We start from the raw sequence: 21909 nt of genomic DNA on the forward strand, positions 1-21909 counted from the left end.
CGATCAACACTTACAAGCTGGTAGGACTTTGACAGAAGCTGAAGTTAAGGAGATAGCTTCATCAGTTTTGGAGATTCTCGTGTATCTCCATGGATTACATCCACCAGTGATCCATCGTGACATTAAGCCTAGCAATATTTTGTTAGCAGAGCGGTCTGGCAATAGTGCAGGTCAAGTCTATCTCATAGATTTTGGTTCAGTTCAAACCGTTTTATCCGCAGAAACAGGGACAAGAACCGTTGTCGGGACTTATGGATATATGCCACAAGAACAATTTGGTGGCCGCACCGTTCCCGCTTCTGACCTCTATAGTTTAGGTGCAACTCTGATTTATTTGGTCACGGGTATTCAACCAGCGGACTTACCACAAAAAGATTTTCGCATTCAATTTGAGCAAGTTGCTAACCTCAGTCCTAACTTAACTAACTGGTTAAAGCGAATGATAGAACCAGATTTAGCAAAGCGGTTTTCATCAGCAATTCAAGCACTCACAGCTTTAAAACAACCAGAATACACAGATATTACAGCTTTAACTGTTGGCAAACCAGCAGGTAGTAAAATTCAACTTACTAAAAATGAAGACACTTTAGAAATTATTATTCCCCCGGTTGGCTTTCAACCGTCAATGGTATTCCTGAGTTTATTTGCAATTGCCTGGAATTCATTTATTTTATTTTGGACTATTGGCGCTCTCGCTGCACCTTTTCCGATCAACGTCCCCTTTGCTTTGTTTTCACTGCCTTTTTGGGGTGCGGGTTTTTCTATGATTTATGGTGTATTATTTAGTCTATTTGGTAGTATTCAACTGTGTATAGATAGTCAGCAAATTGCCTTTATCCATAAGTTATGGGGATTTAAAATTCGTCGTACTCGTTCAGCCCCTAGAGATAGTATTACTAAATTGGTTTATATTCCTAAACACTTGACTAAAGATTCTGATGGTGACAGAACTCAAGTACCAGCACAATTAGAGATTTGGGCAGGAGTAACAAAATTTTCACTTGATGTTAATGTTGGGCTAATTAAATCTGAAGCAGAATTAGAATGGTTAGCTAGAGAATTAAGTGATTGGTTAAATATAGAAATTACGAGTTAGAGGATGTTTGAAAAAGAGAATTGGGAACGTCAATCTTTCAGTTAATTATAATTTTATCTAAGCAAAATCTGGTGAACATTTTGCATTATTAGGAAGTCGGAAGATGGTTGAGGAACTAAATACTATTCCTAATTTTGTTTGGTAATTCCAGTTAACTACACTAGCATTTAAGTCAGCTTCTTGAATACCTTTTTCTCCTCCTGAACCTGGGAGAATAATTAGTTGTTGAGGGGGCGACAAGCAAGGTAAAACCAAGACAGACAAAGGGTTTGAGATGATAGACCCCCTGAAAAAATCTGGTGCTTATTGACAATGATGTGAGGTTATTAAGCAGATATCTAGAGGGTGCAGTTTGATGGTAAAAAAGAATGGTCTCGTCAAAATAACAAGACCACAAAAATAAATGCTACCATCATTTTATCAAGAAATCCTCGAAAAATACCTGACTCATAGACAGTTAATCACCCTAAAAATGCTGGTATGGGTGCTTCAAACACAAAAGGAAGTCAGAATAGAAAGATTGGCTGCTAATCTACCGTTACCAATACAAGAAAATAGCCGTCGTCGTCATATACAAAGATTTTTGAACTCTAATAAGTTGAGTGTAGTGTTGTTATGGTTTCCAATTATTTCAGCCATTTTAGCACGATTCTTTAAACCGCTCTCCCAATTGGTTATTGCCATAGACAGAACCCAATGGAAAGATAACAATATTCTGATGGTAAGTGTAATTTATAAAAAAAGAGCATTACCAATATATTGGTGTCTGCTAGATAAAGAAGGTTGTAGTAACCTTCAAGAACAACAGAAAGTATTACGTCCGGTAATTAGGTTATTGAAAAATTATCAATTAGTCATTATTGGCGATAGGGAATTTCATGGTGCTGAGTTAAGGAAATGGTTACATAGTCAGGGTTTGAAGTATATCTTCAGACAGAAAAAAGATACCACATTTCGAGAGAAAAGACAAAAATTCCAACCATTGAGTACAATTCCAATTTATCCGGGAGGTCGGAGATTTTATGAAAATGTTAATCTCACACAGGAGAAAGGTTTTGGTAGTTGTAATTTAGCCGTTTATTGGAAACGGAAGTATCGTGGTAAGCAAGAATTAGAACCTTGGTATTTATCAACTAATCTCACAGATATATCAACTACTATCAAAATATATGGTCAACGTTTTGGGATTGAAGCGATGTTTAAAGATTGTAAAACTGGAGGTTATAATTTAGAAGGTTCTCAGGCTTCTCCCGATAGACTTGTGCGGATAATTTTATTGATTGCTTTAGCAATGACTTCTGCATGGTTACAGGGTAAAAAAACTCAATCTCAAAGAAAACAATCTTATGTTTGTCGGATGAGTGAAAATAAAAGAACTAGAAAAAGACATAGTGATTTTTGGATAGGTTTGTATGGTTCTAGTTGGATAGTTTCTATGAATGGGTGTCAAGAATTGGTCTTGGAAATGATGGCATCTGTTCGCAATAAGATGCCATTTTATCGGCAGGGTATGAGGGCTGTAATGCTTATCCAGCAACCTCTTTAGCTCCTTTGTCGCCCCCTCAAAATTAGTTGTCCTGTTGCGGTTAGTTCTAGGTTTAAGTCTTTATTATCGGTACAGAGTTGGTAAAACTGATCGTCTGTAAGGTGAATAATCGGATCTAGGTTTAAGGTGACGGTATTCATGCGAGATTATTAGTGCAATTGTTCTGGTTTAAATTTTTCAAAATCAACCATTTAGTCCTCTTCATCATCACCAAAATCAGGTTCAATACCAAGAGCGCGTAATTGTGCTGCTAATCTTTCTGCTCGTATTCTTTCTTTATTTGCGCGTTGTTTTTCTCGCTCCCCTTGTTTTCTTTCCCGTTCTGCCGGTGTGAGAACCCAGTTACCCGAACCATCATACCAGCGTAACCACTGCCGTTCAATGCCTTGATAGACACCTTGCCACAGTCCCAAACCTAATTCAATATCATTTAGCCATACACGCAGTTGATTGATTTCCAATTCAGCATAACTACTTCCCTGTAACTGAAATGCTCTTAACTGGTCAGTGTAACGGTCAAAAACTATATAATAGGGTACTCTTAAAACTCGTTCGTAAACTTCCCATTTAGTTGGAGGTTGACTAGCATCTCGTAAGGTTCTCCCTAAATCTTCTTTTTCTGTTCCTGGTGAAATAAATTCTACCACTACAAAAGGATTAACGCCTTCTTGCCAAACTACATAACTCAGCCGCAGTTCTTTTTGTGCATACAACCTGGGGACATCAACGACAGCAAACCAGTCAGGGCGTTTATACCATAATGGATGATGAACATCGTAGTAAAGATTTAAGTCTGTGGCGATAAATACCTGATTTTCTGGGAAGTTTGACGGACAAAAAGTTTCCCGCAATAACTGGGGTTGTAAAAGATGAAATTCGTCTGGCAAACCGGGTTCCTCTGGATCTTCGCTAGGTAAATCATACATTGTTGGTAGGAATTCCTTAGCCGGACGCGGTGGGTCTGTTTGATACATAACGGCTGCAAAAAAGAAATGTCAACTTCACTCTATGCTTGTTTTAATTCTTGATATTGCAATAAATCCAGTGCTAACCTTATTACTTGAGAACTAGATTTACACACTTTAATAATTTTGTAGTTATCAACAAACTCTACTTATGGTGCTGGTATCGAGAAATTAAAAATTATTTTTAATTTTTTAGATTTAAGTGTTAAAATTTAGTGATATTACATTAGCAAAAAACCACGCTCCGATATTTATTAGGGCGCTGGTCTAATTTGTTCAATGTATGTTTGTTTTAATTTAAACTCACAAGGAGAAAATTATGATACTGAAGAAAATTGGTATGCTGGAACTGTTGCTAGTTATACTAGCTTTACTTGTTGTTGCCTTTATTTTTCAAAAGTCAGATTCCCTAGCTACAACGATTTTGGCTATCGTTGAAAGGTTAAAATAAGACCAATAAACAGCGTAAAACGTAAGTTACTGCAAATAACTTCGTGATGAATAAGAATTAGGGTAGATTTTCGCAGTCTGCCCTTTTTTCATTTGATATATATATCATATCAACCTTCTCTACCGTCGTCAAGTCTTACTTACAGGAGTTTTTAGATTATCGTAACGAGTTTTCCTCGTTCCTAGTCTCTGACTAGGAATGCAGTTGATGAGGCTCTGCCTCAAGTACCAGCACAAAATCGGGTAAAATGGCTTGTATTCTGGGTTTGGAGGCAGAGCCTCCTGGTAGGCATTCCCAGCCGGAGTCTGGGAACGAGCAATTTATCTACGGTTTAATTCCATTCTAAAACAAGTAAAATAACTGAAATAAAACATGGTTAATATGTACGAATGTGCATACAATATATTTAAATGTCGTATCAGTGGGATAGAGATAAAGCAGCAGCCAATTTTCGTAAACACGGGATTGATTTTGCTGATGCAGTATCAGTTTTTTCAGATGATTTAGCAACTACCATCACAGATGAGCGTTTTGATGAAGAAAGATTTATCACTATTGGAATGGATGCCTTTGGTCAAATTTTAGTAGTTGTGTATACATGGCGTGATGATGAGATTAGATTAATTTCTGCTCGCAAAGCCACAAATTATGAGCAAAGACAATATCAGGAAGAATAAACTATGGAAACTGAGTATAATTTTAGTCAAGGTAAACGGGGTGCAATTGAACCCACACCACCGGGAAAAACTCGGATTACAATTCGCCTAGATGATGAAATACTGGCATGGTTTCGTGAGCAAGTACACCAAGCAGGTGGGGGAAATTACCAAACATTGATTAATGATGCTTTACTTGATTATATTCAACAACGCCGTGAACCATTAGAAGCAACGCTACGGCGAGTATTACGAGAAGAATTAGGCCAAATGGGTAAATAAATTACCCCTCCACGAAACAGCGGGGAGGGGCTAAGAGGTAAGGTATTAATAATAACTCGCGGATTTGCGATAATGTACCGCTGTGACAGCATCTTGATTTAACACTTTCCCATCATTAACAGTCGCATAAACCAACCAATGATCACCGGCTTCCATACGACTTTGGACAGAACATTCTAGATAAGCTAAAGCACCAGAGAGAATTACACCGCCATTACTAGCTTCTTCTGTTTCCAAACCCGCAAATCTATCTTGTCCAGGGGTGTAAACCTTCATAAAATGCTTGCGTATTTCCCGACCTTCAGCCAAGATATTAACTACAAATTGATTACCAGTATAAGTCATGGTTTCCATCGCCCGATCTTTAGCAACTGCAATAGTTAACCCAGGAGGATTAAAGCTGGCTTGTGTCACCCAAGATGCTAACATTCCCGTTTTGACTTCCCCTTGAGTAGCGGTGACAACACACAGAGAACCGACAATACGACCTACAGCTTGTTCGACATTAGTCGCAGGTTGTTTAGCTACAACAGTTTTTTTGGCTGCTTTTTTCAATGCTTGAGCAAAATCTGTACCTGCTTCTTCGCAGGTTTGTAAAGTGACTTCATTGGGTTTGAACTTGACGCGGATGGTTTCAAAACCAAATCTGTAACCTGCATCTTTAAGTTTGCTTTCTATTAAATCAACGGCTTCTCCACTCCAACCAAAAGAACCAAAAACACCTGCTAATTTATTGTTAGTTGCTGTTGATAAAACAATACCTAAAGCGGTTTGGACTGGTGTGGGTGCGTGTCCTCCTAATGTGGGAGAACCAATCACAAAACCTGCTGATTTTTCAATTGCGGTTTTGATTTCTTCCGGGTCAGCAAATTCGCAGTTAATTGATTCTACACTCACACCTGCTTTAGTTATACCACGAGCGATCGCACCAGCTAAAGTTGCAGTATTTCCATAGGCGGAAGCATAAATCAAAGCTACGCTCATTTCTGCGTTAGTTTGTTGCTTAATCCATTCCCGATAAGAGTGATTAAGTTCCTGTAAAGCGTATCTTACCAATGGACCGTGACCAGTGGCATACAACCTCACCGGCAAATCTGCTAATTTATCCAAAGCGGTTTCTGCTTGTCTAGCATGGGGAGCAAATAAACAATCGAAATAATAACGGCGATCTTCGTTAAATACTTCCCAACCTTCATCAAATACTTGATCACCACAAATGTGCGCTCCGAATAACTTATCAGAAAATAAGATTTCTGTTTGGGAATCATAAGTGCAAAGTGCATCTGCATAACGGGGGTTAGGTGTAGGAATAAACTGCAAATGATGACCTTTACCTAAATCTAAAGTTTCATCTCCCCGCATTACCAAAATTGGTAAATCCTGACTTTCCAATGCTGCTTTTAAATTTATCGCCCCTGGATTTGAACAAACAAAAGTAATTTGTGGGGCAATTTCTAGTAAAGCTTTTAATGTTGCAGCCCGGTTAGGATTGACGTGACCAAGAATTACATAATCAACTGCTTTAATATCAATCCGTTTTTGTAAAGCATCTAAATAAATCTGCGTAAAAGTTTCCCCAGGTGGGTCAATAATGGCGATTTTATCACCTTGAATTAAAAAAGAATTAGCTGTTGTGCCTTTAGCTAAAGCATATTCTATTTCAAATCGTAATCTTGTCCAACTGCGCGATCGCAATATTGTTATATCTGTACCAATGGGCAATATTTGCACATCACGGGGTTTAGTATTTTCTGACATAAATGTAATCTCCTATTGTCATTTTTTAATGTTATTGTGTTGGAAAAAATTTGAGTCTTTTAGTTGAATATCTCCCAGGAATAGAGAATAATAAATTGGATCTTTCAGGTTTAAATATTATTTTTGCTGATCCAACCAGTTGCTTAAATCTTCTAATGATTGAAGATCCAAAATTGCATCTGCTAAATTCTCTATTTGTGTGGGAGATAAATTATTAATTCTACTTTCTACAGTAGCATCAATATTCTGAAATTTTCGCTTGAGTTGTCTTTTAACAATTTTTTGCTCCCCCTGTACAATTCCTTTTTCCATCCAACTGGTAACAATTTCCATAACTTGTTCCTCTTCCACTAAGTTAGCTTGTTTGAGTTCGGTGTTGAATTGTTCTTCTTCAGTTGCATCTAACTTTAGGTATGTGTCAATAAAACCAGAAATTAATTGCATTTTAGCAGGATTTAACTGCAATGTGACTAACATTCTTAAACATTCTATTTTTACTCGGACTCTTTCTGCTGGTGTAAAGTCCATTTTTGACATTAATGCTGCTGCTACAGGGTTTTTATGATTTAAAAAGTCTCGCCATTTGAGGTTATTGAGTTGAATAGCATGGTAATTAAATTCTAGAATTTTTCTATTTGGGAAATTGACTGAATATTGGCTTTTTTCTGGGCGTTTTGGTTCGTCGTAGGAAAAAATAACTATGGGAAATATAGGCAACAAGTATTTAGCATCTAACCGGGCAAAATAGTGAAACAAGTGAAACATCCGCCGTTCAATTTCTTTTTGATTATAAGCCTGGTTCTCTATATGAACAAGAAAATAACGATCTTCTCCACTCCATTTTACTTGCGCTAATATATCTATTTTTCTTTTTTCACCTGCGGTAACATCTGTAAATATTTCTTCTGGTAAAAATGTGAGACTGTCTTTATCTACATAATCTAAAACTTCTGGCAAAAACAGTTCTATAAATTCCCAAAAGAATGTTTGGATCAATTCTTTGAATAGTCTCTCATGATCTATCATTTGTATTTTTAGTAATGACTATTTACACTTATAGTATGATCACCGTGATATTGACATCTCTGTATATGAAAGAATACAATATGGATGACTACGGAGTCGCTACAGACAAGCAAATTAATCGGACTCAGAAAATCATGATCAGCAGTAATTTTCAAAAAATGGGGGGGTAGTTGCTTCCCTGGCAAGCATTCTAGCCTTTTCTAGCTCTGCACAGGCACTCACTACCTTATGGGGTAACTATTCATCTACAAATGACGGTGGAAGCATTAGCATGTTTCCAACTACTTCAATAGCCGTTGGATTTACTTTACCCACAGGTAGTAACTACACTCTAAATAGCATTGACTTTCGTCTCAGGAACTACAATACTAGTACGGGTGATGTGGCACTAATACAAATCTATAGGGATTCTGGCAAAACTAGCAGCAATCCCCTTGGTGCAACTCTTGAGTCAGTGACGTTTAATAATCCTAACTCTAGTAGTGATGCAGTCGGGAACTTTAACTTCATCCCAACTACCACTTTCACCTTTTTGGCAGATACACGCTATTGGCTTTTGGTGAATGCTAGTGCTGGTGATGATAATTGGATGAGGAATCAACCAAGTGTTACGCCCACTGGAATTAGTGGTATGACTAGCAATGGCTATCAACTTACTGCTAATACTGGTTCAACCTATGCTCCGTGGACTCTCCAATACTCTTTCCAAATTAACGCTACTGAAGTTCCATCCACTCCTGTTCCCTTTGAGTTTAGTCATCAGGCTAGTTTAGCGATTTTGGGAGGTGCTTGGTTGGTGCGTAGAGGGTTGAAGAAGAAGTCTGCTGGGAAGATTTTGGTAAAGTCGGTTAATTCTTGATTTTGCAGAGTTAATCTCAACCAAACTATCTCTGAAACTCTAATTTCTCTGCGTTCTCTGCGTCCTCTGCGGTTCGATTTTTTAGCAAGGTGGGTATTACCCACCCTACTGTCACCTGTCACCTTAATAGTGGTTTCCTACCTTCCGGTGGTGAACTGCTGTAAGTGCTTCAGGTTTAGATACTCTACCCGCATAAACCGTACTATACACCGCCCAATGATCGCCACAGTCCATTCTGCTGACTACTTCGCATTCCATGTAAGCTAAAGCATCACCTAAAATGGGCGCTCCATTTTCTGCTGGTTGGGTTTTTATTCCTTCAAAACGATCTGCACCGGGAGCGAACCGTTTTAAGAAGTGTTTCATTAATGGTTGATAGTTGTCCTCTTCTAATACATTGAGAATAAAGCGATCGCCTACTTGCATAAGTGATTCAATCGCCCGATCTTTAGCTACTGCAATGGAAAATCCCAAGGGTTTAAAACTAGCTTGACTCACCCAAGAAGCTAACATGGCGCTGGATACATCGCCTTTTTTAGCTGTGATGATATATAAACCGCCGCTAATTCTCCCCAAGGCTTTATCTAAGTCAGCACCGAGAGATTTCATGGCTTTGATGCTTTTATCTCTTGTTACCCATTGACCTAAATCAGTTCCCGCTTCTTCGCATTTTTTGTAAATGTTTTCTGTCGGTGTTTCCCGAATTTCAATGACAGGGAAAGCAACATTTAAACCCGCAGCCCGGAATTGATTTAATAATGGGTAGGTGGGTTCATCATTTCCACCACCAGTTTCAAAAATACCGATCGCTTGTTTTTCTTTGGCAGAACCTAAAACCGTGCTAAGTGCAGCTTGAATAGTAGGGTTTTCCGTGGCTGGTGACATCCCCACAACTAGTCCTGTACAGCGTCCTACAAGCTCCCGTAACTCTTGTAAATCGACTGCTCCACCCAAATCGACCATTTCCACGGCTACGCCTGTTTTAACGATACCGTTGGTGATTGATTGAGCTAGGCGATCGCTAAATCCATACTCGGAAATATAAAATACACCAACAGTTGTTTCTGCTTTGGTTTGGTTTTGACTCCAATTGCGGTAACGTCCAGTTAATTCTTCAACATTGTGATATAATAACGGACCATGACCTGTAGCAATCATTTTGATGGTTTTCAACTCTCCCATCCGCTTCATTGCAGAAAGCACAGAACGGGCATTAGGACCCATCAAGCAATCATAGTAATATTGAAAATCTTTTTCAATTGCTGCTAAATCGTCATCAAATGTACTCTCTGTGCAGTAATGCAACCCAAAAGCATCACAGGTAAACAGGGTTTGGGTTTGGTGGTCAAAGCTGAAAATAGTATCAGGCCAGTGTAAATTAGGCGCAATTACAAATTCAAACTCGTGACCATTACCGAGATCCAAGCGATCGCCATTTTTGACAATACGCCGTTTAAAAGGCCGATGTACCAAATCTTCTAAAAATTGAATTGCTACCTTAGAACCTACCACAGTTATCTCAGGAGCTTTATTCAGCAAATCTTTAACTAAGCCACTGTGGTCTGGTTCTGTGTGGCTGATAATTAAATAATCAATATCTTGCGGATTGATTAAACCCGTGAGTGTATCAAAATATAGCTGACGAAATTTTTCGTGAGATGTATCAACTAAGGCTGTTTGCTCACCACGGATTAAAAATGAGTTATATGTTGTACCGTTTTGCAGACCAAACTCAATATCAAAGCGATCGCGATCCCAGTCCAAAGAACGAATCGCCGTTGTATCCTGAGCAATTTCTACAGTCTGTATGGTGAGCCGTTTTTCAGGGGACAGGCTTCCCTGTCCATCATGCTTATCGGTGAGCAATACCATAACTCCCCTCCTTGACAAAATGAGTATTTATTCCTCTGGCTTTATTGTGGCACGGCTTGAATATGAATATTTATTAAAATATATAATCAATGACTTAAAAAAGTTAAACGTGTGAAACAAAATACCCAGCAACAACACACAGACAATCTTTGGCTAGGATTAATGATTGGCAATTCCCGCTTACATTGGGCGTTATTTGTGGACAATGACCTCAATTCAGCTTGGGATACAGCGCATCTATCAGAATTTGATATGCAAAGGTTAGCTAAAACAAATACTCTTCCTCTTTCACCATCTTCCTCTCGTCCCATCTTCCTCTCTTCCAACTTCCCCATGACTCTGGTTTTAGCTTCCGTAGTTCCTAATCAAACAAAACTTTGGCAAACTTACCCGAATGCTCGCTTAATTACCTTAAATCACATCCCTGTCAAGGGTATGTATCGCACATTAGGAATTGATCGCGCCCTGGCTTTATATGGTGCAGGAAAAACTTATGGATTTCCCATTTTAGTCATTGATGCCGGCACGGCTGTTACTTTCACAGGTATAGATGCAAATAAACGTTTAGTTGGTGGGGCAATTTTGCCGGGATTAAGTCTACAGTTTACCAGTTTGGGGCAAAATACAGGACAATTACCATTATTAGAAACAAATGTAATTACCGCTTTACCTCCACGTTTTGCCATCAATACAAACGAAGCAATTCAAAGTGGAATAATTTACAGTTTATTAGCAGGAATTAAGGATTTTATTGATAATTGGTTATCGTTATTTCCTGAAAGTAAAATAGCAATTACCGGCGGTGATAGTAATTTATTAAAAACCCATCTACAAACACAGTTTCCAGAACTAGAAGAAAAGTTAGTCTTAGAAAAAAATTTGATTTTTTGGGGAATGAGGGAAATATTTATGGTGAATCGGCAGTAGATAATATTGCTTAATGATTGATTGATTAATATATACTAATTTATCTGAATTAGGATATCCGGGATTTGATGATTTGAATAATTTTGATTTGGGATAAGTTTGTATTTGTCAGAATCAGGATATCCAGGATTTCAGGATTTACAGGATTTTTTTTGATGATATGTTGAAAAAACGTAAATATTGGGGTAGGGGTTTAGCAATGCTAAACCCTTACAATTTGAATAATTTGAATAATTTTGATTTGGGGAATAATTGGTATTGGGCGATCGCACAATCTAGAATCTGCTAAACTGTTCCAAAATCCCTAAATTATCATACCTTTAAATAACCAAACACCAGAAATCAAAAAACCCCATCCTGTACATCCTTCAATCCTGGACATCCTGATTCAGACAAAAAATCAACACCAGAAATCAAAAAACCCCATCCTGTACATCCTTAAATCCTGGATATCCTGATTCTGACAAAAAAAGATCAACTAACCCCCTGATTCTCAAAAAAAATAGCTTTTTCTCAATAACTATTGAGAATCATGTCAACAAGCCAAAATCAGTCAACGAATTTTCAAGGTTCTTGACATCTCCACAGCTTATGTTATGATGAAAAAGACAGACCCAAGGGATTCCTATATCTGTATATCCCAGATAACCGACTTCTAAAAAGATTTTTCTTACTTTCCCATAACTAAACCCAAGAAGTCGAAAATCTCAATCCTGTAAATCCTCAAATCCTGGACATCCTGATTCAGACAACTTCGGCGATAGGGCAAGAAGGCAAAAGTGTAAAGGGCTACTAATTCCTGGGGGGAACTCGCACAACTCGAAAACCGCAGTTGTTGCTGTAGAAGATGAAATCGTGGTCGCGAGTCGCACAACGACAGCGCCTAGTAATTCTCTTCCAAGAACCGCCTCTGACAACATGAACATGACTCTTGTCTTGTCCAATCCAAGCAGTGCCATCTATAGGCGCGTTTATATAATTTTCATGCCAAGTATCTTGACACCATTCCCAGACATTCCCGTGCATATCATACAAACCAAAAGCATTAGGGGGGAAAGTTCCTACATCTGTGGTTTGTTCTCTGTATAATCCCTCTGGTGCATCTTTGTAGGTTGATTTACCATAATAATTTACCAAATCGGTGGTAATACTTTCACCAAAATAAAATGGTGTGGTAGTTCCTGCCCTACAAGCATACTCCCATTCCGCTTCACTCGGTAATCTGTAGGTTTTTCCTGTTTTTTGGCTTAACTGTTCACAGAATTTAACCGCATTATCCCACATGACTGTTTCAACTGGACGATTATTACCTTTGAACTCAGAAGGATTGCTACCTATAATAGCTTGATATTGTGCTTGTGTCAGTTGATATTTGCCGATAAAGAAACCAGGAACACTCACTTGATGTTGGGGTCTTTCAGAATCGTTGCTCCCTTCCTCACTTTCGGGTGAACCCATCATAAAAGTTCCCCTTGGAATTTCCACCATTTCCAAAATTACACCATTTCCTAAATCTTCCTCATAGTATCTTGCGGAAGAATTACTCCTATCAATAATGCTTCCCCGTGAGTCGGTTTTCACAACTTCAAAATTAAAAGTTTTCAGGTTGGAATTATTGGATGTGGTCGAAACAGGAGTTTGAGAAACTTGGGGACTTGGTTCTGGGGAAGGTGAAGGAGAAGATGTGGTCGAAACAGAAGTTGTTTTTTCCCCACTTCCAGAAAATAATTTATTACCAACAACCGCTAAACCAAAACTCCCAACAGCAACACTAGCAAGTTGTAAAAAATGACGACGGTTTGGAGGAGGAGGAGGAGGTGGTGGTGGTGGTGGAGGAGGTGGTGGTGGAGTTAAAGCTTTGAGTGCTTCCTGTGCATCTTGGTAACGTGCGCTGAAGTGATAACGCACCATCTTAGTTAAAATATTAGCAAAATCTTCACTGACATTTGCCCAATTCCGCCAAATTACCTCTTCAGTGGTAGGATCTGTAGGTAATTCGTGGGGTTGTATTCCCGTCAACGCATAAATTCCCAACATTCCCACCGCATAAACATCACTCGCTAACTTTGGTCTTCCTGCGGTTTGTTCACTAGGCATATAACCAGGAGTACCAATAGTAACGGTTAAAATAGTTTGACCTTGGGCATTTACCCTCATCGTTTCCTTAACTGCACCAAAGTCAATCAACATAATCTTACCATCCCCACTGCGACGCATGATATTTTGGGGTTTTAGATCACGGTGAATAATATTTTGTTGATGGACAAAAATTAAAACTTCTAAAATTTCTCTGAGTAACTTTTTCACCTGATTTTCAGGTAATTTATTTTGAGGATAAACTTCCTTACTTAAATCTTCACCTTTAACAAATTCCTGGACTAAATAAAATTCACCATTTTCTTCAAAATAAGCGAAGAGTTGCGGAATTTGATGATGAGTTCCTAATTTCTGTAATGCTTCTGCTTCTTGTGCAAATAACCTTCTAGCGATAGGTAAAGCTGCTGCGGTGTTGGGTGGTTTAATTTGCAGGTGTTTCACCACACACTGAGGATGGTTAGGTAAATCTAAATCTGCTGCTAGGTAGGTATCACCAAATGCACCGCTACCCAAAACGCGGATGATTTGATAACGTTGACGCAGCTTGACACCTATAACCATCTGATTTACAGAGAAAAAGCAGATACGGTAATTATTGTGTCACATTTTTTGAGTAAAGGCAATATTCAGGAGTCAGGAGTCAGGAGGAAGTTTATAACCCAATTACCAATTACCCATTACCAATTACCCATTACCAATCACTTCATTCTAAATTCTTCATTCTTCATTCTAAATTCTAAATTCTAAATTCTCCACTATGCCAAAGTTGTTAAACCATTTAAATAGTCTTGTAATTGTCGGGAATGGTCATGAGACATCCGTGGTCTTGGAAGAGAACTAGGATCAAAAGCTTGAATTTCTAGGACTTCTAAATTATCTTGAGTTTTCATTTCCCCTTGTACTTCCGCTTCCACCACAACACAAATAGAATGTATTCTGGGATCTCGATCTGGTGCGGAATAAACTCCCACTAAACGCCGAATTTTTAGCAATTCCAGTCCGGTTTCTTCCATTAACTCACGACGAACTGCACTGGGAATATCTTCTCCCCAGTCTACCATACCACCAGGCAAAGACCAACAACCATCATCGCTGCGTCGAATGAGGACAATTTGGCCATCAGGTAAAATCGGAATCACACTAGTACCAGTAATGGGATGGCGAAAAATAATACCCAATACTGTTTGTCCAACGTGCCATAAGCTACGTGGAAGCTGGATTAATGAAGTAAAAAAAGCCAGAATATTCAATCTTCAAATGTTTGTGTTGTACTTGATAATTGCCTAGCACTTAATAGAAATGTAACTAACAAAATATCAATTGCGTTTTGTTTTATACAAATCTATTTAGTTTTAGGGAGATCATTCTCATGGGACTCTTGAGAATCAATTAATTTTAACATCTGCTTTCAGTAATCGCATAGGATTTATCAATCTTGTCGATTTTTGAAGTCATACATCTTTGCTGCTTCTTAAATGTATTGCTAGTTTTAATTATTGACAACTGGTTACAAAATTAGTCCTTACATAGCAACTATTTTTTTGGTTACATCTATAACCATATTTGTCATCCCTAAAATGGGTGATTGAGATCAAAATTGTCTCTATGGAAGACATGATCATAAATTTACCTTGACATAGCCTATTTAAATCGGGTATAATGATATGCTGTTCAAAGCATTGTGATTTTCTGCACTAGGCTAAAAGTGTATCCATAACATCGGTAGCTGAATATTGCCTAAGTGTAGATATTTTGTTGTTTATTCATGAGGTGAATATGGCCAAGCGCCGTAACCCGAAAAAAGAAAAGGCGCTACGGAACCAGGCTTATGCCAGAAAGTTTCGTAAACGGACTACGACAGGAAGAATGCAAAGAAGATTCCAACAAAGACCACCTAAGAGTGAAGAAGAAGAAACAGGAGCAGCAGCAGTTGATGCAGCTGATTAAATTAACTGTTTTGACGGTTTAAATATCTACTCTGGAATTAATTTGCTGTGTTTGGGCGTACATTTATTTATATCTGTACGCCCTTACTTTTAGGGGACTGGGGACTGGGGACTGGGGACTGGGGACTGGGGACTGGGGACTGGGGACTGGGGACTGGAAAGAGTTTTTTAATTACCAATTACCAATTACCAATTACCAATTACCAATTACCAATTACCAATTACCAATTACCTAGACATTGTTATAAAATTTGAGTTTTGGCTGTGGCGATCGCCTGTTTAACTTGTTCAAAGCCTGTACCTCCGTAACTATTGCGGGCTGCAACTACTTGACGAGGGGATATAGCTACATAAATATCCGTTTCAAAAGATGGGTGTATTTGTTGCCACTCTTCTAGGGTTAAATCTTTGAGAAGTTTACCAGCAGCTATACTGGTTTTTACGACTTTACCGACGATATTGTAAGCTTCCCGGAAGGGTACGCCTCGTGCTGCCAAATAATCTGCTACATCGGTAGCGTTAGCAAAGTCTTCTGTAACTGCTTGTGCTAGTCGCTGGGTACGAAATTCTAAACCTTCCCGCAACAAAATTGTCATTGCTTCTAAACAGGCTTTGACTGTGTTAACGCTGTCAAATATGCCTTCTTTATCTTCTTGCAGGTCTTTGTTATAAGCCAGGGGTAAACCTTTCATAATTACTAACATAGCCTGGAGATGACCAAAAACACGCCCTGTTTTCCCGCGCACTAATTCGGGTACGTCGGGGTTTTTCTTTTGGGGCATGATGCTAGAACCTGTGGCACAGCTATCTTTGAGAGTAACAAAGCGAAATTCTTCTGATGCCCAAAGGATGACTTCTTCTGAAAGACGGCTGAGGTGAACCATGATTATACTAGCAGCGCACAGAAATTCTATGGCAAAATCGCGATCGCTCACTCCATCCAAGCTATTAGCATAAACACTATCAAAATGCAACAGTGCAGCTGTGTAATGTCTGTCAATGGGAAAAGTTGTTCCCGCTAAAGCCCCACAACCCAAGGGGGAAATATTCACCCGTTTGTCAACATCTCCTAAGCGTTCCCAGTCCCGTTGTGCCATCTGAAAGTATGCCAAGAGGTGATGAGCTAAACTCAGAGGTTGGGCGCGTTGGAGGTGAGTATAGCCGGGAATCAGGGTTTCAACGTTTTGTTCCGCAATATCCAGTAATACCGTTTGAAATTCCCGTAAATACTGGCGAATTTGTTGGATTTGGTCGCGTAAATAAAGTCTGGTATCAGTTCCTACTTGGTCATTACGAGAACGGGCAGTATGCAGCTTTTTACCGACATCACCGACAATTTCTGTCAGTCGCTTTTCTACAGCAAAATGCACATCTTCCGCATCAATACCAGGTTTAAATTGGCCTTGTCGGTATTCTTGGCGGACTTTTTCTAAACCTGTAACCAGTGCTTCTCCTTCTTCTGGGGAAATAATTCCTGTGTGAGCCAGCATTTGGGCATGAGCTTGAGAACCAGTGATGTCATATTCTATGAGTTCAATATCAAAACTGATACTAGCATTAAAACGAGCGATCGCTGGATGTAGGGCGGTTTCAAACCGCTGGCTCCAAGTTGGTTTTTCGGTCATAAATTAGAAGAGAGAGGAATTGACACATTGTGATCTTAGATTTTGAATCAACATCAATCCAAAATCCAAAATCCAAAATCCAAAATCTAAAATCCATTTAACCGTAACTGGTTAAACTCTTAAATAAATAGCCAATAATTATACCAGTCAACGTTGCCCAAATTTGTCCTGTTTTGACAAAGTTGTTCCAAGCATTTTGCATCTGTCCTATAACGTCTGGATCTTTAATGTTAGTAGCCACAAAGTTAATATCAATGTGTATATTCCCTAATAGGGAAAATAGCGTATCATGCAAATGTAAATATTCCATAATGCCTTTACCAAAAGGGTTATCAGCTGTGTTATTGAATTTGAAGTAATCTATCCCCTAACACGTTACCGCAATTATACGCAGTTTCTACTTTAATAGCCTACTAAATCTGAGATGCCAAGCGCAATTTCTCGGAAGTTCGCAAAATTTGACCGGCTAAAACTGCTGCACCGAAGCCGTTATCAATATTAACTACACCAATACCAGCAGCGCAAGAATTAAGCATTGTTAATAAAGGTGCTAAACCGCCGAAACTCGCACCATAACCGATGCTAGTGGGGACAGCAATGACAGGACAATCTGCTAAACCAGCTACTACACTCGGTAAAGCACCTTCCATACCCGCCACTACAATTAACACCGATGCTGAATTAATCAGGTGACGGTTATCTAGTAAGCGATGAATACCCGCTACACCCACATCCCAGAGACGCTGAACCCGGAAACCGTAAAGTTCAGCCGTCACAGCTGCTTCTTCCGCAACCGGTAAATCAGCAGTACCAGCGGAAAGAATGCCAATTTCTCCAGGGAAGATAGGTTCAATTACAGGGGGCTTAATAGCACAAATTCGCGCTAGTTCAAAGTATTGCAAACCTCTGACTTTTTTTTGCAGTGCCACATAAACATCAAGGGAAATGCGCGTGGACATGACTACAGAAGCACGCTGACGCATAACTTCCATAATTTGAGCAATTTGATCAGGTGTTTTACCAGGTCCCCAAATTACTTCCGGGAAACCGGTTCTTAAATGACGATGGTGGTCAATTTTAGCAAACTCACCTACAGATTCATAAGCTAAATCTTTGAGTGAGTCTAATGCTACATCTGGGCTAATTTTACCATTAGCAACAGCTTCTAAGAGCGATCGCAAAGCTTCAGGTTGAGTCATCCGATTTTGGATTTTAGATTTTGGATTTTAGATTGATATTTTGGTAATTGGTAATTGGTAATTGGTAATTAGATTATTCATCTTCCCAGTCCCCAGTCCCCAGTCCCCAGTCCCCAGTCCCCAGTCCCCAGTCCCCTACTTTGTAATTTTAATTTCATGAATGTTCCAGAATAGACCACCCAAAGCAGAAAAGTTAATTCCTTCAAAACGGTTTCGTAATGCAGAGAGAGAATAGGAATTTACCAAGTAAATAAACGGTAAATTCTCCTGTGTTAATCGCTGACTTTCCGCATAAATTTCTTTAACCTTTGCTTCATCAAATTCTTGTGCGCCTTGAATATAAAGTTGATGTATTTGCGCTTCCCAAGGCGCAACTTGCCAACCTTCTATCGGCTTTTGTCCTGGCTGGGGTTTTTGGTTAAACATATGTAAACCACCTTCAGGAGACCAAACATTTGCCCCATCATTGGGTTCTAAACCACCAGTCAAACCTAGCAAAGAAGCTTCCCAATCTAAAGTATTAGAGAGCTTATCTAGAAAAGTATTCCATGCTAAAGGTGTGAAATCAACTTGAATACCGATTTTGCTCAAATCTTGTTTAATTTGTGAACCCATTGCTTCACGAATTTTATTACCTGCATTGGTAAGTAAAGCAAACCTAACCCGGTTTCCTTGAGCATCTTCTAGCTGATTTTGAGCATTGTATTTAAAACCAGCTTTGAGTAATAATTCCTTGGCTTTTTCAGGATTGTAATTATAAACTCTCAACCCTTTTTCTGGAGAAAGAAAATAAGGACTTTGGACAGAAATTGGTGAATCTTGTGTTTGTCCCAAACCACGAAAAGTATTATTAATCATGGTTTGTCTATCAATTGCATAAGCTATAGCTTGGCGAAATTCAACACTATTAAACCAACGGGATTTAATAGGATCTACAAGAGGTTTACCATTTCTTTTACCTTTATTCAAATTAAAAGAAACAAAACTTGTACTGGATGATGGTCCACCATTATAAATTTGGAAATTACCTTGTTTTTCTTGAACCTTCAACAAAGAGAAATAATCAGGTGTCACCCCTACAGAGTCTAAACCACCAGAGCGAAATTGCAACAAAGATGTATCTGTAGATTCAACAATTTGCCAAACAATACGTTCTATATAAGGTTGGGGTTTACCTTGAGCATTTTTACGCCAATAATAGGGGTTACGACGGAAAATTATCCGTTGACTTGTATCGTAACGTTCTAGTTTATAAGGACCATTGACAATAATTTGCTCAGGTGGTGTATCCACACCCCACATTGTTAGAAATTTCGGTTTACCATCTTGATCTTTAGTTTTTACCGATTCTCGTAATACATGAGCAGGTAAAATAGCAGCACCAGCATTTTGTAAAAAAGGTCTAAAAGGTTCAGGTACGCTAAATTCTACCCGTCTATTATCAACTTTTCTCACAGTAGGAAGTTTGCGATCTTTACCAATTCTCAAAATATCTCTGACGTCAGTGGGTATGTCTTCATTCAGATAAATTTCGTTATAGGTAAATACGACATCATCTACTGTTAAAGGTTGATCATCTGACCATTTTAAATTATCGCGCAGTGTAAATGTAATTTTTAATTTATCCTCAGAAACTTCCCAGGATTCTGCTAAAATTGGTTCGAGTTTACCCGTGATAGGATTTTGGTTAATCAGTCCCTCATAAGTATAACCAAAAATATTAGGAGATTCGGAACTAAGAGCATAGTTAAATGTTTTGGGATCGCTAAGAATGCTAGTTACTAATTGCGGTACTTGCTGACTTGAACTACTTTTGAAGTTGCTGGGGTTACAACCTGTAATTGATAATACTGTAAAGGACAGGATAGTGATGAGTAATAAAAGGCGCTTTGTGTGAGTGATAATGTTTTTATTAAATGCCATAATCTATTGACCTAAAATAATTAAATTATGATGATTGAGATTCTAGCCAACCTAGAAAATCCTTGGTATTGCTAAAGTATTCTATACCTGCACTATTTAAAATTTGTTGCACATTCTGTTTCCTAAAGTCCTTAGTATTACCACTTATGAAGACTTTTTGCTTGTTAGGATGCTGATTTGCATGATCAAGAATACTTTGTAAAATCAAGTTTTCCATAAGATCATTTTTGATTAATAAAGTTTCTTTCTCTAGGAAAACTTGTGAGCCAATTTCCTGAATTATATTATTCTGGAAATTTATAGTTTCAGCATTGTCCAGTAGTAAATTTATTATTTCCGAGAAACGGTTTTGGATATCATTTAATAATAGTGTGTTTTCAATAGATGCTTTTTGTAAATGCCGAGAAAAAGATTTAGCGTGAATAGATTTTTGATCACGTATTGACTCGTTAATCTGTTTATCCATTTCTGCTTGAAATTTTAATTGATATTCCTTATCCTTCCTGTATGTATTAATGGCTTCAATATAACAAATAGAAGGTATAGCTATGTTAATTGATGGAGGAGGATTACGAAGTAATTGTTCTGCTTCTAAGTCTCTTCCTTTGGCAACAGCCATGATCATATTAGTCTCAATGTATAGTATCAGCACCTAGATTTTCCTAATAAAAAGTATGTAAGTGTAAATATGTTATTCAATTTCTGATTATGTAAGTATGTTCTTCGCCTTCCATTAATGACAACAAGCCAATTTTGGCTACTTCATTATATGCTGGTGGACTGTCTAAATTCCAATGATATGCTAAATCTCTGAGCCAAGATTTAACAAGGGTTTCTAGATGAAAATGAAATATTCTTTTTTGACTGAATTCTGGATCGTAGGTACTGAGTATATCATTTGTTTTCAAAGATATTGAATTTTTGATATTTTGCTCTTCAGTCAATGCGAAAATATTAATTTCTTCCAAATCAACTAACATACCGAAAGGAATATCTTTTTTGACATTCTGTGAGTATGTTTTCAATTGAGAAATAGCATTTTGCTTGAAAATATTTTCTAGTTTTTCGGCTTTTATTTCAACCAATAAAACAATATTTTCATTCCTGTTCCTAAACACAATGTCAGGGAGATATTGTGGAATATTATCAGAAAATTTGATCTCCATATCATTGTTTCCTCTAATTCAGTAAATAATTTAACTAATCACCAGTTACCAACAAAACCACAGCATAAGCACAAATCCCTTCTTCTCTACCTGTGGGACCCAGTTTTTCATTAGTTGTAGCTTTGACACCAACTTGATTGGGTTCTAATTCTAAAACCGCTGCTAATTTATCCCGCATTGTAGCAATATGGGGTTTTAATTTTGGACGTTCTGCAACAACAACAGAATCAATATTCCCTATTTTCCAACCTTGGTCACGAATTAACTGATGTACCTGTTTTAATAGTACAAGACTATCAGCCCCTTTCCATTTGGGATCACTGGGGGGGAAATAATGGCCAATGTCCCCTAAAGATAATGCTCCTAGCATTGCGTCCATAATCGCGTGAGTTAGGACATCAGCATCACTGTGTCCCAACAAACCGAGTTCATGGGGAATGTGAACACCGCCTAAAATTAAATTGCGATCGCTCACCAATCTGTGAATATCGTAGCCGTTTCCAATTCTGATGTTC

At 38.3% G+C, this 21909-nt stretch carries 21 protein-coding genes and 1 pseudogene; 7 read left to right on the forward strand and 15 right to left on the reverse strand.

Annotation, left to right across the window (positions count from 1 at the left end):
- Positions 1 to 1096: serine/threonine-protein kinase (locus VB694_RS08665; protein ID WP_323359913.1), on the forward strand; the 1096-nt coding region annotated here is incomplete at its 5' end.
- 57 nt (positions 1097 to 1153) lie between these two features.
- Here the strand turns inward: VB694_RS08665 and VB694_RS08670 are convergent.
- Positions 1154 to 1336 (reverse strand): Uma2 family endonuclease, encoded by a 183-nt coding sequence (locus tag VB694_RS08670; protein WP_416233473.1) that lies wholly within the window; start codon positions 1334 to 1336, stop codon positions 1154 to 1156.
- A 163-nt stretch (positions 1337 to 1499) separates the two neighbouring features.
- On the opposite strand from VB694_RS08670, the gene VB694_RS08675 reads away from it, so the two are divergent.
- Entirely contained in the window at positions 1500 to 2642 is a 1143-nt protein-coding gene (locus tag VB694_RS08675) for an IS4 family transposase (RefSeq protein ID WP_323359914.1), read from the forward strand.
- Between the two features lie 17 nt (positions 2643 to 2659).
- Here the strand turns inward: VB694_RS08675 and VB694_RS08680 are convergent.
- Together VB694_RS08680 and VB694_RS08685 are read right to left on the reverse strand one after the other, a co-directional pair.
- A pseudogene (locus tag VB694_RS08680) lies at positions 2660 to 2782 on the reverse strand (Uma2 family endonuclease); the annotation flags it as partial.
- Between the two features lie 51 nt (positions 2783 to 2833).
- Positions 2834 to 3616: a Uma2 family endonuclease gene (locus VB694_RS08685; RefSeq protein ID WP_323359915.1), complete on the reverse strand. Its 783-nt coding sequence runs from the start codon at positions 3614 to 3616 to the stop codon at positions 2834 to 2836.
- An 852-nt stretch (positions 3617 to 4468) separates the two neighbouring features.
- On the opposite strand from VB694_RS08685, the gene VB694_RS08690 reads away from it, so the two are divergent.
- Both VB694_RS08690 and VB694_RS08695 read left to right on the forward strand, forming a co-directional pair.
- The gene (locus tag VB694_RS08690; protein WP_323359916.1) at positions 4469 to 4735 is read left to right on the forward strand and encodes a BrnT family toxin; all 267 of its coding nucleotides are present in this window, start codon (positions 4469 to 4471) and stop codon (positions 4733 to 4735) included.
- Positions 4736 to 4738: 3 nt separating this feature from the next.
- Positions 4739 to 4996, forward strand: coding sequence for a BrnA antitoxin family protein (locus VB694_RS08695; protein ID WP_323359917.1), 258 nt, complete (start codon positions 4739 to 4741; stop codon positions 4994 to 4996).
- A gap of 45 nt (positions 4997 to 5041) precedes the next feature.
- Here the strand turns inward: VB694_RS08695 and VB694_RS08700 are convergent, their stop codons facing one another.
- Together VB694_RS08700 and VB694_RS08705 are read right to left on the reverse strand one after the other, a co-directional pair.
- A complete protein-coding gene (locus VB694_RS08700) occupies positions 5042 to 6754 on the reverse strand; it encodes a diflavin flavoprotein (RefSeq protein ID WP_323359918.1) in 1713 nt (570 codons plus the stop codon).
- 117 nt (positions 6755 to 6871) lie between these two features.
- On the reverse strand, positions 6872 to 7780 hold the full coding sequence (locus VB694_RS08705) for a DUF4351 domain-containing protein (RefSeq protein ID WP_323359919.1): 909 nt from the start codon (positions 7778 to 7780) through the stop codon (positions 6872 to 6874).
- A 187-nt stretch (positions 7781 to 7967) separates the two neighbouring features.
- Here VB694_RS08705 and VB694_RS08710 point away from each other — a divergent pair, with 187 nt between their 5' ends.
- Entirely contained in the window at positions 7968 to 8639 is a 672-nt protein-coding gene (locus tag VB694_RS08710) for a choice-of-anchor R domain-containing protein (RefSeq protein WP_323360043.1), read from the forward strand.
- Between the two features lie 123 nt (positions 8640 to 8762).
- Here the strand turns inward: VB694_RS08710 and VB694_RS08715 are convergent, their stop codons facing one another.
- A complete protein-coding gene (locus VB694_RS08715) occupies positions 8763 to 10511 on the reverse strand; it encodes a diflavin flavoprotein (protein ID WP_323359920.1) in 1749 nt (582 codons plus the stop codon).
- A 162-nt stretch (positions 10512 to 10673) separates the two neighbouring features.
- On the opposite strand from VB694_RS08715, the gene VB694_RS08720 reads away from it, so the two are divergent.
- A complete protein-coding gene (locus VB694_RS08720) occupies positions 10674 to 11438 on the forward strand; it encodes a pantothenate kinase (protein ID WP_416233474.1) in 765 nt (254 codons plus the stop codon).
- Positions 11439 to 12230: 792 nt separating this feature from the next.
- Here VB694_RS08720 and VB694_RS08725 read toward each other — a convergent pair.
- Positions 12231 to 14096, reverse strand: coding sequence for a bifunctional serine/threonine-protein kinase/formylglycine-generating enzyme family protein (locus VB694_RS08725; protein WP_323359922.1), 1866 nt, complete (start codon positions 14094 to 14096; stop codon positions 12231 to 12233).
- Positions 14097 to 14290: 194 nt separating this feature from the next.
- Positions 14291 to 14785: an NUDIX hydrolase gene (locus VB694_RS08730; RefSeq protein ID WP_323359923.1), complete on the reverse strand. Its 495-nt coding sequence runs from the start codon at positions 14783 to 14785 to the stop codon at positions 14291 to 14293.
- 526 nt (positions 14786 to 15311) lie between these two features.
- On the opposite strand from VB694_RS08730, the gene VB694_RS08735 reads away from it, so the two are divergent.
- Entirely contained in the window at positions 15312 to 15482 is a 171-nt protein-coding gene (locus VB694_RS08735) for a hypothetical protein (RefSeq protein WP_323359924.1), read from the forward strand.
- A 241-nt stretch (positions 15483 to 15723) separates the two neighbouring features.
- On the opposite strand, the gene argH is transcribed toward VB694_RS08735, so the two are convergent.
- The 7 genes from argH to ispF form a co-directional block, all read right to left on the reverse strand.
- Positions 15724 to 17106 carry an argininosuccinate lyase gene (argH, locus tag VB694_RS08740; RefSeq protein WP_323359925.1) on the reverse strand — a complete coding sequence of 461 codons (1383 nt, stop codon included), beginning with the start codon at positions 17104 to 17106 and terminating at the stop codon, positions 15724 to 15726.
- 97 nt (positions 17107 to 17203) lie between these two features.
- Entirely contained in the window at positions 17204 to 17416 is a 213-nt protein-coding gene (locus tag VB694_RS08745; protein WP_323359926.1) for a hypothetical protein, read from the reverse strand.
- Between the two features lie 103 nt (positions 17417 to 17519).
- Positions 17520 to 18305 (reverse strand): nickel pincer cofactor biosynthesis protein LarB, encoded by a 786-nt coding sequence (gene larB, locus VB694_RS08750; RefSeq protein WP_323359927.1) that lies wholly within the window; start codon positions 18303 to 18305, stop codon positions 17520 to 17522.
- 135 nt (positions 18306 to 18440) lie between these two features.
- Positions 18441 to 20228, reverse strand: a complete 1788-nt coding sequence (locus tag VB694_RS08755; RefSeq protein WP_323359928.1) for an ABC transporter substrate-binding protein — start codon at positions 20226 to 20228, stop codon at positions 18441 to 18443.
- A 25-nt stretch (positions 20229 to 20253) separates the two neighbouring features.
- Complete coding sequence (locus VB694_RS08760) at positions 20254 to 20880, reverse strand: PIN domain-containing protein (protein ID WP_323359929.1); 627 nt, start codon at positions 20878 to 20880, stop codon at positions 20254 to 20256.
- A gap of 43 nt (positions 20881 to 20923) precedes the next feature.
- Positions 20924 to 21394, reverse strand: a complete 471-nt coding sequence (locus tag VB694_RS08765; protein ID WP_323359930.1) for a type I restriction enzyme HsdR N-terminal domain-containing protein — start codon at positions 21392 to 21394, stop codon at positions 20924 to 20926.
- A 34-nt stretch (positions 21395 to 21428) separates the two neighbouring features.
- Positions 21429 to 21909, reverse strand: a 481-nt coding sequence (gene ispF / locus VB694_RS08770) for a 2-C-methyl-D-erythritol 2,4-cyclodiphosphate synthase (protein ID WP_323359931.1), incomplete at its 5' end; no start/stop codon positions are given.

Origin of the sequence: Anabaena sp. UHCC 0451, from assembly GCF_034931405.1 — a bacterium.
Lineage (GTDB): Bacteria > Cyanobacteriota > Cyanobacteriia > Cyanobacteriales > Nostocaceae > RDYJ01.

Bases quoted from the DNA above. Each gene is read 5' to 3' on its own strand.
- VB694_RS08675 (WP_323359914.1), top strand. From the start codon at position 1,500: ATGCTACCATCATTTTATCAAGAAATCCTCGAAAAATACCTGACTCAT.
- VB694_RS08685 (WP_323359915.1), bottom strand. From the start codon at position 3,616: ATGTATCAAACAGACCCACCGCGTCCGGCTAAGGAATTCCTACCAACA.
- VB694_RS08690 (WP_323359916.1), top strand. From the start codon at position 4,469: ATGTCGTATCAGTGGGATAGAGATAAAGCAGCAGCCAATTTTCGTAAA.
- VB694_RS08695 (WP_323359917.1), top strand. From the start codon at position 4,739: ATGGAAACTGAGTATAATTTTAGTCAAGGTAAACGGGGTGCAATTGAA.
- VB694_RS08700 (WP_323359918.1), bottom strand. From the start codon at position 6,754: ATGTCAGAAAATACTAAACCCCGTGATGTGCAAATATTGCCCATTGGT.
- VB694_RS08705 (WP_323359919.1), bottom strand. From the start codon at position 7,780: ATGATAGATCATGAGAGACTATTCAAAGAATTGATCCAAACATTCTTT.
- VB694_RS08715 (WP_323359920.1), bottom strand. From the start codon at position 10,511: ATGGTATTGCTCACCGATAAGCATGATGGACAGGGAAGCCTGTCCCCT.
- VB694_RS08720 (WP_416233474.1), top strand. From the start codon at position 10,674: ATGATTGGCAATTCCCGCTTACATTGGGCGTTATTTGTGGACAATGAC.
- VB694_RS08725 (WP_323359922.1), bottom strand. From the start codon at position 14,096: ATGGTTATAGGTGTCAAGCTGCGTCAACGTTATCAAATCATCCGCGTT.
- VB694_RS08735 (WP_323359924.1), top strand. From the start codon at position 15,312: ATGGCCAAGCGCCGTAACCCGAAAAAAGAAAAGGCGCTACGGAACCAG.
- argH (WP_323359925.1), bottom strand. From the start codon at position 17,106: ATGACCGAAAAACCAACTTGGAGCCAGCGGTTTGAAACCGCCCTACAT.
- VB694_RS08745 (WP_323359926.1), bottom strand. From the start codon at position 17,416: ATGGAATATTTACATTTGCATGATACGCTATTTTCCCTATTAGGGAAT.
- larB (WP_323359927.1), bottom strand. From the start codon at position 18,305: ATGACTCAACCTGAAGCTTTGCGATCGCTCTTAGAAGCTGTTGCTAAT.
- VB694_RS08755 (WP_323359928.1), bottom strand. From the start codon at position 20,228: ATGGCATTTAATAAAAACATTATCACTCACACAAAGCGCCTTTTATTA.
- VB694_RS08765 (WP_323359930.1), bottom strand. From the start codon at position 21,394: ATGGAGATCAAATTTTCTGATAATATTCCACAATATCTCCCTGACATT.